Origin of the sequence: Mycobacterium sp. NPDC050041 (assembly GCF_049541695.1) — a bacterium.
Taxonomy (GTDB): Bacteria; Actinomycetota; Actinomycetes; order Mycobacteriales; family Mycobacteriaceae; genus Mycobacterium.
In genome coordinates, this window is record NZ_JBMVDG010000001.1 from 783,763 (window position 1) to 796,105 (window position 12,343).

Here is a 12,343-nt window from a genome sequence, read left to right on the forward strand (position 1 = left end):
AGTCGATTCTCAGAAGGAGATCAAGTGGGGCAACGGGATTCGTAGCCCGTAGAGGAACAGGAAGTAGAAGACGGCGACGGTCACCACACTGATCACCAGGGTGTTGCGCCAGCTCTCCCCGCCGAGGAACCGCAGCCAGATGACCGACAGCACCAGCGCGGGGATCTCGAAGCCGGTGAGCGGCAGCAGCAGACCGAACGCGATGAAGGTGACGATGCCCGCCACCGGCAGCCAGCTGCTGCGGGTGAACGCCTCGCTGTCACCGAGGCCACGCCCCACCACCAGCAGGATCGCCGACAGCACGGCGATCACCACGCTGACGAGGAACGGCCACAGGCCCGGACCCGGCTCGGCCGGCGACCCCAGCCCGTAGCCCCAGGCCAGCACCGCCCCGCCGACGCCGATCGCGATCCCGACCAGCGCGCCGACGGTCTGGTAGAGCGGACCGCCCTCGGGCGGGCGGTCCTCCTCCATCTCGTGGGCGACCTCGGCCTCGATCTCGGCGAGGATGTCGCGGGTGTGCAGGTGCTCGGGGTGGGGCGCCTCGACGGCGCCGCCGTCCTCGGCGGGTCCCTTGGCTGTGGAGGTCATGGCTAGCCCTCGTTGCGGAGATTGATGTCGTACTGCTTGACCAGGTCGGCGTACCGCTGCTGGTCCTCCTTGAGCTGTGCGAGCACCTCGTCACCGGACAGTTCCATCGGGGTGAGGCTGTTCTGCTTGTTGAAGTCCCTGTAGCCCTCGGCCCCGAAGGTGGCCTTCATGCCCTCGACGAGCTTGTCGCGGACGTCCTGCGGGGTCCCCTTGGGCACCGTCATGAACCGTTACTGCGTCACCTCGACGTCGAGGCCCTGCTCCTTGGCGGTCGGCACCTCGGGCAGGTACTCGATGCGGTCGGGCCCGAACACGGCCAGCGGGGTCAGCTTGCCGGACTGGATGTTCTCGATCGCCTCGCCGACCTGGATGCTCGCCACGTCGACCTGGTTGCCGAGCACCGCGGCCAGCGCCGGGGCGCCGCCGTCGAAGGGGACGGCCTGGGCGTTGACGTTGGAGGTCTTGAACAGCAGCGCGGCCGACAGCTGGGCGCCGGTGCCGACGCCGGTGGTGCCGTAGCGGACGGTCTTGGTGGCGCGCTTGATGTCCTCGAGGTTGCGCAACCCGCTCTGCGGGTTGGTCACCAGGACGTAGTCGTCGCGCGACACGCCCTGCACGACGTCGAAGTCGTCGATGTTGGTCACCTCGTCGGGCGCCACGGCCAGCGGGGTGATGGTGAACAGAGACGCGTTCTGGATGGCGATCTTCGAGCCGTCCGGCTTGGCCTTGGCGACCTCGGCGGCCGCGAGCGCGCCATTGGCGCCCTCCCGGTTGATGACGGGGAAGGACGCGCCGAGGTCGTCGGACAGGCCCTTGGAGATCGCGCGGCTGATCAGGTCGCTCGACCCGCCGGCCGAGGCGCCGACGTACATCTCGACGGTGCCGGAGGGCCAGGAATCGCCGGATCCGCCCCCGGTGGAACTCTGCACACCGCTGCAGGCGGTGAGAAGCAGTCCGGCGGCTGCGGTGACGGCCACACCGGCGCGGCGGACGCGGCGGGCGCGGGAGGCGGTGGTGAGCGGCATGGGTACTACTCCTGTGTGATCTGAGGTCGACGCCGACGGTGAATGTGGTCGCCGTCACGTACACGGTAGAAACACTCAGTGATACCTGTCCAACGCCTTTCTGGCATCGTTTGATACTTTGCGTGCATGACGGTGACGTTGGACCAGGTCCGCTGCTTCATCGCGGTGGCCGAGGAGCTCCATTTCGGCCGGGCGGCGGACCGGCTGGCGATGACACAGCCGCCGCTGAGCCGCCAGATCCAGAAACTCGAGCGCGCGGTCGGCGCCGGCCTGCTCGACCGGGACAACCGCCGGGTGCTGCTCACCCCGGCGGGCGCGGCGTTCCTGGAGGACTGCTACCGGATGCTCAACACGCTCGACGCGGCGACCGCGCACGCACAACGGGTGGAGCGCGGCTCGGCGGGCACGCTGCACCTCGGCTTCACCGCGGTGTCGGCGATCGCCATCCTCGGCCCGCTGCTCAACCTGCTGGGCACGGAGCTGCCCGACATCGAGGTGGTGCTGCACGAGCGGGTGACCGGCGCCCAGGTCGACGGCATCCGCCGCGGTGAACTCGACCTCGGGCTGGCGCGGCCGCCGTTCGACACCGCGCTGCTCGCCTCACAGATCGTGGCGCGCGAACCGCTGCGCGCGGTGGTGCCGGTCGGCCATCCCCTCGCCGAGATCACCCGGCCACTGGAACCGCAGGACTTCGACGGCCTGCCGGTGATCAGCTACCACCCGATCCAGGCGCGCTACTTCCACGAGCTGACCGTGCGGTTCCTCTTCAACGGCCACCCCCGCATCACGCAACGGGTGCAGCAGATCCTCACCGCGGTGCTGCTGGTGGCCGCGGGCGAAGGGGTGGCGCTCGTCCCGGCCAGCGCCACCGCACTCAAGGTCGACGGCGTGGTCTACCGGGCACTCACCGACGTGTTCGGCGGTCACCCCGACAGCGATCCCGCCCGGCCGGTCGAACTGCACGCGATCTATCCGCGGCAGGGCCTCACCCCGCTGCTGCGTGAGGTGCTGCGGCTGGTGGCGCGCTCGGCCGAGCATCTCGACGAGGTGTTCGGCGCGCACTGACCGTGCGTGGCGGGAGACCCGGCTCAGCCGGCGGCCAGTCCGAGCACCCGCTCGGCATTGCCCGAGGCGATCTTGCGTAGATCGGCCGCCGCGACCGGTGCGGTCCGGAGCAGTTCTGCGCCCGCGGTGTTCGCGCGATACGGGTAGTCCACCGAGTACAGCACCCGGTCGACGCCCAGGACGTCGAGCGCACATTGCAGCGGCGGCGCGGTGAAGTAGCCGCTCGTCGTCACGACGAAGTGATCGAGGAAGTACTCCGCCACCGACCGCTGCAGACCGGTGACCGCCGGGGACAACCCGTCCTGCGCACGGATCACCGAGAACGGCAGATTCTCACCCATGTGGCCCACGATGAACCGGAGCCCGGGGAAGCGGTCGAAGACGCCGGCCAGGATCAGCCGCAGGCAGTGCATGCCCAGCTCCGCATGCCATCCCCAGGCCGCCGTGGACAGGAAGTACGCGCTGCGTTCGGGGAGTCCGCTGAAGTAGGCCTGCTGCACGGCGGGTGGCGGCGGTGTCGGGTGCAGGTACAGCGGCACGTCGAGGTGCTGCGCGGCTTCGAGGATCGGGCTGAAGCGCGGATCGTCGAGGAAGGCGCCACCCTCGGTGCCGTTCACGAAACCGCCGACGCAGCCGAGTTCGCGCACGCCGCGCTCCAGCTCGGTCGCCGCGGCGTCGGCGTCCTTCAGTGCGAGGCTGGCGAACATGCCCAGCCGTCCGGGGTGCCGCCGTGTCGCGGCGAACGCCGCGTCGTTGGCGTCGCGGACCAGCGCCGTGGCATCGGCCGGCGCCAATGACTCCTGCCCGCCCGCGGCCAGCGACATGACCTGCAGGTCGACTCCCCCGGCGTCCATCGCACTCAACCGGCCGTCGTCCAGGTCGAGCAGCCGGCTCTCCAGCACGTCGGACCGCGCGACGTCCGGCATGAACGCCGCGGTGGCAGCGAGGAACTCGGGCGTGGTGAAGTGCTCCTCGAGGGTGATCACACGAAGGTCGGTGTGGACGTCGCCGACGGGTGAGACAGGTATCCGCAACGTCATGAGGCGCGCACCCCGGCGGCGAGGGTCAGTGCCCGGACCACAGCGTGCCGGCCGAGGTCGACCTTGAACGCGTTCTGCGTCAGTGGCTGCGCACCCTCCATCGCCATCGCTGCGGCGGCGTGAAACGCCTCCTCGTCGGGAGGACGCCCGACGAGGCTCTGCCCTGCCTGGTGCAGCCGCCACGGCGTGGCGGCCACCGCACCCAGAGCGATTGCGGCAGAGGCGATCACACCGTCGACGAGGTGCAGTCCCGCCGCAACCGACACCAGCGCGAAGGCGTAGCTGTGCCGGTCGCGCACCTTGAGGTACCAGGAGTGATCGGCGAAGTTCGACGGCGGCAGCTCGATCCCGACGACGAGTTCACCCGGCCGCAGCACGTTGTCGACCTCCGGCGTGCTGCCCGGCAGGGTGAAGAATTCGTTGATCGCAATCGTGCGCCCGCCCTGCGGCGTCCGGACATGCACGACTGCATCGAGGATGGCCAGTGCGACGGCCATGTCCGACGGGTGGATGGCCACACAGTCGTCGCTCGCGCCGAAGATGGCGTGCTCGCGGTGGAAGCCGTGGCGTGCCGCGCATCCGCTGCCGGGATCGCGTTTGTTGCACGACGCAAAGGTCGTCTGCATGAAGTACGGACATCGCGTGCGCTGCAAGAGGTTTCCACCGGCGGTCGCCATGTTGCGCAGCTGCGTGGTGGCGCCGCTGAGGATGGCGTGGGACAGCACGGGGTAGCGGGTGCGGATCAGCGGATGGTTGGCGACCGCGCTGTTGGTGACGCCGGCATCGACGAACACGCCGCCGTCGGGGGTGGCGGTGATCGTGGTCAGGCCGAGCCGCCGGAGATCGATCAGCGAGTTCGGTTCCTCGACCCCGCCCTTCATCAGGTCGAGCAGATTGGTGCCGCCGGCGAGGTACTTCGCGCCGGGCGCCGCACCGGCGGCGACGGCGTCCTCGACGCTGGCGGCGTGCCGGAACTCGAAGGTCTTCACGCGGTCCCCTTCGCGACGGCCTCGATGGCGGCGACGATGTTGGCGTAGGCGCCGCACCGGCAGATGTTGCCCGCCATGCGTTCCCGGATCTCCCCTGCGGTCAGTCGCACCCGCCCGGTGACGACGTCGTCGCGGCTGCCCTCGAAGGACGCCGTGCTCAGATCGCCGCGGGCGTGCTCGGCGAGCATCGCGTGGGCCGACGAGATCTGCCCGGGTGTGCAGAAGCCGCACTGGAATCCGTCACAGTCCATGAAGGACCGCTGGAGCGGATGCAGTTCTCCCCCTTCGGCGATGCCCTCGATGGTGAGGACGTCCGATCCGTCGATCGACGCGGCGAGGGTCAGGCAGCTCAGCACCCGCTCACCGTCGACGGCCACGGTGCACGCGCCGCACAGCCCGTGGTCGCAGCCCTTCTTGGTGCCGGTCATGTGCAGGCGCTCGCGCAGCAGGTCGAGCAGCGTGGTGCGGATGTCGGCGGCGACGCGGTGGGTCTCGCCGTTGATGCGGAGTTCCACCGCGTGGTCGGTGCTCATCACGCCTCCTGCACGGGTGAATAGGGCGTCATCAGGTCCTCCAGGGTGATCGGTAGGTCCCGCAGCCGCTTCCCGGTGGCGTGGAAGACGGCATTGGCGATCGCGGCCGGCACGCCGCAGGTGCCGATCTCGCCGATTCCACGCACCCCGATCGGGTCGAGCCCGAAGTCGGCGCTCTCGACGAACGAGATGTCGAACTCGGGCCGGTCGGCGTGTGTGGGCAGGTAGTACTCGCCGATCATCTGCGCGGTGTCGGCGTCGTAGGGCACCTGTTCGAGCAGCGCCATGCCCAGGCCGAACGTGATGCCGCCCATCACCTGGTTGCGCGCGAGCTTCGGATTGAGGACGCGGCCGCAGTCCATCACCGCAACCCACCGGGTGACGGTCGCGCGACCGATCTGCTCGTCGACCTCCACCTCGCAGAAGTGGGCGCCGAACGACTGAAAGGCGCTTCCGCTCTGGTCGCCGGCGTCGCTGTCCGCGGTGAAGCTGAGCTGATCGGCCAGTCCGCTCAGGTCGACGCCCGCGGGGTCGGCATGGGCGCCGGCGATTTCGCGCAGCCGCCGCTTCCACTCGGTGGCCGCCGCATGGACGGCCGACCCGACCGTCGCGGTGGTCTGCGAGGCGCCGCTGTAGGGGGCGGTGGGGAAATCGGAGTCGCCGGAGTCGAAGGCGATCCGGGACAGCGGAAGCCCGGTGACATCGGCAGCCACCTGTGTCATGACGGTGCGCACGCCGTTGCCGACTTCGTGGGTGGCCGAGGCGAACCGGACGGTCCCGTCCACGGCGGTGACCACCCGGCAGCCCGCAGGCATCCGACGGCCCGGATACGTCGCCGTCGCCATCCCCCAGCCGACCTGAATGCCGTTGCGCTCCAGCGTCCGCGGTGTGAGGGGCCGTGCCTCCCAGCCGAAGCGTCGGGCGCCGGTGTGGTAGCAGTCGAGCAGGTGCTTGCCCGACCACGGCTTGCCGCTCGCCTGGTCGTCGGCCGCGTGGTTGCGGATCCGCAACTCCAGCGGATCGATCCCCAGCTGGTGGGCGAGTTCGTCGATCGCCGACTCGAGGGCGAACAGGCCCGGCGCTTCACCCGGTCCGCGCATGAAGCAGGGGGTGGGCGCGTGCACCCGGGCGGTGCGGTGAGACACCTCGAGGTGCGGCGAGGAGTAGAGGAATCGCGTCGACAGTCCGGCGGGCTCGCAGAAGTGCGCGACCGTGGAGGTCTCGGTCAGTGTGTGGTGCTCGGTGCCGAGGAGGTGGCCGTCGGCGTCGGCGACGAGGACGAGGTCCTGGACGGTGCGGGGCCGGTGCCCGGTGGAGGAGAACATCTGGTCGCGCGTCAGGACCAGCTTGACCGGCCGCCCCACCTCGCGGGCGGCGACCGCGCACAGCGCCACGTGCATCCACAGGAAGCTCTTGGACCCGAACGCACCGCCCACCAGCGGGGAGAGCACCCGCACACGCTCCTCGGGGATGCCGAGGTAGGCGGCCAGCGCCGTCCGTTCGCCGGCGATCCAGCGGGTGCTGTCGTGCACCGTGAGCTGATCTCCGGACCAGGATGCGACGGTGGCGGACAGCTCGATCGGGTAGTGGGCGTTGAGCGGCGTCGTGAAGCGGGACGCCACCCGGTGGGCGCCGTCGGCCGGCGGCTCGCCGCGGCGGTCCTGCAGCTTCTCCTCGGAGAGCTTGACGAAGTGGTCGGGCCGGTAGCTGCCCTGTCGGATGGGCCCGTCCTGCCCGTCCTGAGCGGGGGTGACCTCGGGGGCGTTCAGCTGCGCCGGCAGCCGCTCGTACTCGAGCTCGAACAGCGCTGCCGCGGCGGTGGCGTTCTCCAGGGTGTCGGCCACCACCAGTGCCATGTGCTGCCCGACGTGCTGCACGGTCATGTCCGACAGCGGTGGGCGCCGCTCCAGCGGCAGGTCCCAGGTCAGATCCTCGGGCACCGTGCCAAGGGCCGGGCAGTTCAGCGGTGTCAGGACGTGCAGCACCCCCGGGGCCGCCGACGCGCGATCAGCGCTCGCGCGCATCGACTCCTCGGTGACACGGCCGTGCGGGATCTCCGACTGGACGAGCACGGCGTGCACCTCGCCCGGCAGTGCGACGTCGGCGGTGTAGTGCGCGGCGCCGGTGACCTTCTCAGCGCCTTCGACGCGGTTGACCGACCGGTCCGTCCGATCCACGGTCGCCGTCATGTCTCCAGGGTCCTTTCGCGGGGTGCGCCTCCAGCGTGCGCGCCTATCCCGCCGACGTCATCAGTCGGATGACTGATGGGCGCGGCAGGCGCACCGCCCACACTGGTGGCGATGTCCGCGACCCGGGGGGAGGACGGACGTGCCGGCGAACCCGCACCGCCTGAGCCTCGACCGCACCGTGGCGCGGTTCCTGGAGTCCGTCGAGGGCCGGGTCATCACGGCCGGCCGCGATCTCAGCCTGGCGGGCCGCTTCGCGGGTCTCGGCGTCGACGAGCAGGTGGCCACCGTCGACGCAGGGGAGTTCGGATCGATCCGTACGTGCATCGTCCGGCCCGCGGGCAGCACGGCGCCACTGCCGGCGGTGGTCTACCTGCACGGGGGTGGCTGGACGGCGGAGGGTCTCTACTCTCACGAGCGGCTCATCGCGGGACTGGCGCTCGGGTCGGGTGCGGCGGTCGTCGTTCCGGAGTACTGCGTCGTCCCGCCTGCGTGCCACCCGGCCGCCGTCGAGCAGGCCCTTGCGACGGCCCGCTGGGTCACCTCCGACGGTCCGCGGTGGCGGCTCGATCCGTCGCGGATCGCCGTCGTCGGTGACTCGTCTGGTGGGAACGCGGCGATCGGTGTGGTACTGCTCTCACTGCGCCGCAGGGACTTCCGCGTCTCACAGCTGATCGCGTTCACGCCCATCACCGACACCGCGTGCGACGCGGGATCGTGCGCGCTGTTCGCCGAGGGGTACTTCCTGCGCCGCGAGGACCTGCGCTCGAGGCGCGAGCAGTACCTGCCCGGCGGACAGGACGGCGATCCGACCGTCGCACCGCTGCGTGCCGATCGATCGGAACTGGCGAGATTCCCTGCCTCCCTGGTCATCACGGCCGAGGCCGACGTGGTGCGCGACCAGGGTGAGGCGTTCGCCGCACGCCTGCGCGAGGCGGGCGCGGCGACGACGGCGGTGCGGTACGAGGGCACGGTCCACGGTTTCGCCGCACTCGACGCCCTGCGTGACACCAGCGCATCCCGGGCCGCGCTGGCGCAGGCCGTTTCGGCACTGGAGCAATCGCTCGGCACGGGGGCACGCGCGCCGCGGTGAGGTCAGGACGTGAACGCCCGCAGTTGGTGGCGGCGGCTCACACCGAGCTTCGGGTAGACGTGATACAGATGGGAGGCAACGGTTCTCGGTGAGAGCTTCAGTCGCTCGGCGATCTCCCGGTTTGTCCGGCCGGATGCCGCGAGCGCCACGATCTGGCGTTCCTGCGCGGTGAGTGCGAGCAGTGCGTCGTCGACAGGACCCGGGGTGGCGGCCGTGACCCCCGCGGCTCGCAACTCCGAGCGGGCGATCGCGGCGAGCGGTTCGGCGCCGAACCGCTCGAAGACGTCGAGCGCCGCCGCCAGCAACGGCCTCGCCTCGGCGGGACGCCGTGCCCGCCGCAGCCACTCGCCGTAGTGCAGCCGGGCACGCGCGCGCTCCAACGGCCACTGCTCGCCGGCCGGGTCGAAAACCGCGAGCTTGTGGTGTCGTTCGGCCGACTGGGTCTCGGCGGTCAGGGCGAGCGCCTGGTGTCGCAGCAGACGCAGTCGCACCGGAGGTTTCGAGCCGAGCTTGCGGCTGACCGCCGCGATGAGCGGCTGCACCTCGCCGATGCGCCCGCTGCGCGCAGCCGCCCACGCCACGTCGGCGATCGCCCGATAGGACACCACGAAGTGCCCGGGCTCCCCCTCGGCGGTGAACATCGCCCGGAACCGGCGGTACGCCTCGTCGAAGTCGCCGCCGGCCAGCGCGATCCACCCGGCGGCGCATTCGAGGTTGACCTCGGTGGCCCCGGGTGGCTGGCCGCCCGGCATGGACAGGTCGCGTGCCTCGCGCACCGCTCGCGCCGCGGCGTCCACTTCGCCCCGCGTCGCAAGCAGGCGTGCCCGGCAGGCGAGCGTCTCCCGCCGCACCAGCGCCGCGTCGGGTGACATGGCGGACAGCACCGCCGCCTCGTCGAGCACCTCTTCCAGCGTGGTCCACTGCCCGGTGTCGAGCAGCGTCCACGACAGCGGCGCCAACGCGAACGTGAACCCGCGCAGCCCACCGCCTGCCGAAAGCCGTTCTATCGCAACGCTCAGTTCGCGCGCGGACACCGCGGTGTCCTCACCGACGAACGCCATCACCCCCGCGACGAGCCTGCGGTACGGTTCGACCGCGGGTGACTGCGGTTCGAACCAGCGGCCGTCGGGCGGCGCGGGCCGCGAGTCCGAAGCGGCGGTATCGGCGTACATCGCCGCGTACGCGCGCTGCAACGCCGTCGCCTCCGCTGGGAACGGCAGTGGAAATCTGCTCGGGCTCACCGGGATGTCCGGCATCCGGTCCAGCCAGCGCCGAAGATCTCGCCGGTGCTTCAACACCCCGGTGTAGTACGAGCACCCCGCGGCCGAGTAGAGCAACGCGAGCACGAGGTGGGTGTCCCCGGGCCAGTCTGCGTCCAGCACGTCGCCGACGGCGGTGAACGCGTCGCCCGGGCGTCCGCTCTGGAGCAGGATGGACGCCCGGATCAGTGCCGCATATCCCGAGACGTCGGGGTCGTCGGACTCGCGCAGTGGCACGTCGGCGAGCGACAACGCCCACGCGACGTCACCGGCGTAGTTCGCGGCGCCGGCAGCCAGCGCGTACCGGCGGGCGGCGTCGGCGCGGTCCGGACTCAGCTCGGCCGCACGCTGAAGCGCCCGGGCGCGCTGCACTTCCGGCACCCGGCCGCTCGACTGTGCCGACGTGTCCTCCAGCGCCGCGGCGATCGTCTCGTCGGGTCCCGCCGCCGCCGAACCGAGATGCCAGGCCCGCGTACCCGCGTCGAGACCGGGCATCGCCGCCAGCGCGAGGTGCGCTGTCCTCTGCTCACCGAAGTCGCACGCCGCATAGGCCGCAGCCCGCAGTAGGGCGCCGGTGAACACCACCGTGCGGTCGTCGGCGAACTCGACCAGCCGCGCCGCGCGGGCCGGCTCCCACCCGGAGAAGTCCTGCGCGAAACCCGCTGCGGCGGTGATCATGTCGACGGTCTCCTGACCGGTCCCGGCCGCTGCGTGCGCGAGCAGCCTGCGGGTCACCTCGGGCAGGGCGGCGATCTGGTCGGCGAACAGCGGATGGGCGCCTGCGGGATCACACATCGTCGCGCCGTGGAACGTCGTCGTGCGGTTGCGCGCGTAGGCACGGGTGTACTCGATCAGCGCCAGCGGATTTCCCCGCGACCAGCGGATGATCTCCCCGCGCACGCTGGGGTCGGGTTGGTCGGGCTGGGCGTCGACGAGTTTCGCGGAGTGCTGCGGCGACAGCGGAGTGAGCTCGACGGTGCGGATCGTGCGGTCGGCGCCGCGCAGCACATCGAGGCGCCGTGAGGTCAGAACCGCGCGCACCCGGGTCGTCATGAGGTGCGCGCTCACGCCGACGAGGAGGTCGCGCAGGTCGTCGTCGAACCGGTCGACGTCGTCGACCGCCAGCAGGACCGGACGCTCGACGGCGGCCGCCTCCAGCAGTGCCGCAACGGAGTCCCGCATCAGGGCCGGCCGTGGCGAAGCAACGGCCGATTCGTCGACGAGCCCGGCGAGGCCGTCCCGTAGAGCGGGCGGGAGAGCGCTCGCGAACGGCAGCACGGGCCAGAGCAGTCGCGCCAGTGGGCCATGCGCGGATGACTCGGCGGCGCCACCCGCCGCGGTCAGCACCCGCAGGTCGTCGCCGGCGCCGCGCACGGTGTGCCGAAGGACGGCCGTCTTGCCCGACCCGGTCTCCCCGATCAGCAGGATCGCCGGCGGCGCGGTGCCCGTCCCGCTCACCACGGCGTCGGTGAGGGCGATCAGGTCGTCCCGGCCGATCAGCGGGAAGTTCTCGGTGGTGGTCACGGGTGCAGCGCCTCGGCGAGGAACCAGGCGCCCTGCGCGATGGCGGCCGTCGTGGGCGGGATGCCGGCCAGCGGACTGAGCACGACGAAGTCGTGCACCGTGCCCAGGTATCGCAGGGCGGTCACCTCGACCCCGGCGGCGCGCAGCTTCCTCGCGAACAGCGCGCCCTCGTCACGCACGACGTCCGCCTCGGCGGTGACGAGCATGGTCGGCGGCAGGCCCGCGAGGTCTTCGCGGGCGGCCCGCGACGGCGACGCGGTCGGAATCGTGCAGTCGGCGCCGCAGTAGTGATCCCAGTACCAGGCCTGCTCGTCGCTCGACAGCAGATAGCCCACACCGAAGTCGCGGTGCGAGGCCGACGCGCAGGCGGCGTCGGTCGGCGGGTAGTACAGCAGCTGTGCCCGCAGCCGCGGCCCGCCTCGCGTCTTGGCGAGCATCGCGACGGCGATGGCCAGAGTCGCCCCGGCGCAATCACCCGCTACGGCAACCGCTTTCGCGTCCAGCCCGAGGGGTTCGGCGTTGCCGTGCATCCACAGCAGGGTGGCGTAGCACTCCTCGAGCGCCACCGGGAAGCGGGCCTCGGGGGTCCTGCTGTACTCCGGCACCACCACCGCCACGCCGGCCCGCACGGCGAGCTCGCCGATGAGGTGGGCGTGGGTGTCCGCGTCGCCGAACATCCACCGGCCGCCGTGCAGATAGAACACCGCGGGTAGGGCACCCGAGGCGTCCCGGGGCCGCACCACCCAGAGCCCGGTCAGACCGGCGGGCCCGACCTCGGCGGTGTGGAACCGGGCGTCGACGCCGTCGTGCTCCGAGGTCGCCTGCTGCGCCTCCCGCAGCGCGGTGCGGCCGTCGTCCGGCCCGAGCTGGCGCAGCGTCGGGGGCGTCGCCATCGCGTCGAGCAGTCGGGTGATCGCCGGGTCCAGGACGACGGCCGAGCCGCCGCCTGCCGCCGGCCGAGATGTGCTCACCGCGCGTCCTGTCTCTCGGGTGACCGCCGACGCGGCCCGTCGTCGCCGAATGATAGGCGCGAATCCC

The 12,343-nt window shown here is 71.4% G+C and carries 11 protein-coding genes; 2 read left to right on the top strand and 9 right to left on the bottom strand.

All coding sequences use genetic code 11. The features are described 5' to 3' along the window. Positions 1-9: 9 nt before the first annotated feature. Genes ACPCHZ_RS03830 through ACPCHZ_RS03840 form a run of 3 tightly spaced genes read right to left on the bottom strand, consistent with a single transcriptional unit; the run spans position 10 to position 1,616 of the window. Positions 10-591: a tripartite tricarboxylate transporter TctB family protein gene (locus ACPCHZ_RS03830; RefSeq protein WP_423483513.1), complete on the bottom strand. Its 582-nt coding sequence runs from the start codon at positions 589-591 to the stop codon at positions 10-12. Between the two features lie 2 nt (positions 592-593). After that, positions 594-815, bottom strand: coding sequence for a hypothetical protein (locus tag ACPCHZ_RS03835; protein ID WP_423483514.1), 222 nt, complete (start codon positions 813-815; stop codon positions 594-596). Positions 816-821: 6 nt separating this feature from the next. Then, positions 822-1,616 carry a tripartite tricarboxylate transporter substrate binding protein gene (locus tag ACPCHZ_RS03840; protein WP_423483515.1) on the bottom strand — a complete coding sequence of 265 codons (795 nt, stop codon included), beginning with the start codon at positions 1,614-1,616 and terminating at the stop codon, positions 822-824. A 126-nt stretch (positions 1,617-1,742) separates the two neighbouring features. Here ACPCHZ_RS03840 and ACPCHZ_RS03845 point away from each other — a divergent pair, with 126 nt between their 5' ends. Beyond that, positions 1,743-2,681 carry a LysR family transcriptional regulator gene (locus tag ACPCHZ_RS03845; protein WP_423483516.1) on the top strand — a complete coding sequence of 313 codons (939 nt, stop codon included), beginning with the start codon at positions 1,743-1,745 and terminating at the stop codon, positions 2,679-2,681. Between the two features lie 23 nt (positions 2,682-2,704). On the opposite strand, the gene ACPCHZ_RS03850 is transcribed toward ACPCHZ_RS03845, so the two are convergent. Genes ACPCHZ_RS03850 through ACPCHZ_RS03865 form a run of 4 tightly spaced genes read right to left on the bottom strand, consistent with a single transcriptional unit; the run spans position 2,705 to position 7,432 of the window. After that, entirely contained in the window at positions 2,705-3,721 is a 1,017-nt protein-coding gene (locus tag ACPCHZ_RS03850) for an amidohydrolase family protein (RefSeq protein ID WP_423483517.1), read from the bottom strand. Next, entirely contained in the window at positions 3,718-4,710 is a 993-nt protein-coding gene (locus ACPCHZ_RS03855; RefSeq protein WP_423483518.1) for an FAD binding domain-containing protein, read from the bottom strand. The genes ACPCHZ_RS03850 and ACPCHZ_RS03855 overlap by 4 nt, the downstream gene beginning before the upstream one ends. After that, entirely contained in the window at positions 4,707-5,243 is a 537-nt protein-coding gene (locus ACPCHZ_RS03860; protein WP_423483519.1) for a (2Fe-2S)-binding protein, read from the bottom strand. The genes ACPCHZ_RS03855 and ACPCHZ_RS03860 overlap by 4 nt, the downstream gene beginning before the upstream one ends. After that, a complete protein-coding gene (locus ACPCHZ_RS03865; RefSeq protein ID WP_423483520.1) occupies positions 5,243-7,432 on the bottom strand; it encodes a xanthine dehydrogenase family protein molybdopterin-binding subunit in 2,190 nt (729 codons plus the stop codon). Before ACPCHZ_RS03865 ends, ACPCHZ_RS03860 begins: the two co-directional genes overlap by 1 nt. Before the next feature lie 139 nt (positions 7,433-7,571). Here ACPCHZ_RS03865 and ACPCHZ_RS03870 point away from each other — a divergent pair, with 139 nt between their 5' ends. Continuing rightward, positions 7,572-8,522 (top strand): alpha/beta hydrolase, encoded by a 951-nt coding sequence (locus ACPCHZ_RS03870; RefSeq protein WP_423483521.1) that lies wholly within the window; start codon positions 7,572-7,574, stop codon positions 8,520-8,522. Between the two features lie 2 nt (positions 8,523-8,524). On the opposite strand, the gene ACPCHZ_RS03875 is transcribed toward ACPCHZ_RS03870, so the two are convergent. Both ACPCHZ_RS03875 and ACPCHZ_RS03880 read right to left on the bottom strand, forming a co-directional pair. Next, the gene (locus ACPCHZ_RS03875; protein ID WP_423483522.1) at positions 8,525-11,305 is read right to left on the bottom strand and encodes a LuxR C-terminal-related transcriptional regulator; all 2,781 of its coding nucleotides are present in this window, start codon (positions 11,303-11,305) and stop codon (positions 8,525-8,527) included. After that, positions 11,302-12,276 (bottom strand): alpha/beta hydrolase, encoded by a 975-nt coding sequence (locus ACPCHZ_RS03880; protein ID WP_423483523.1) that lies wholly within the window; start codon positions 12,274-12,276, stop codon positions 11,302-11,304. Before ACPCHZ_RS03880 ends, ACPCHZ_RS03875 begins: the two co-directional genes overlap by 4 nt. Positions 12,277-12,343: the final 67 nt, after the last annotated feature.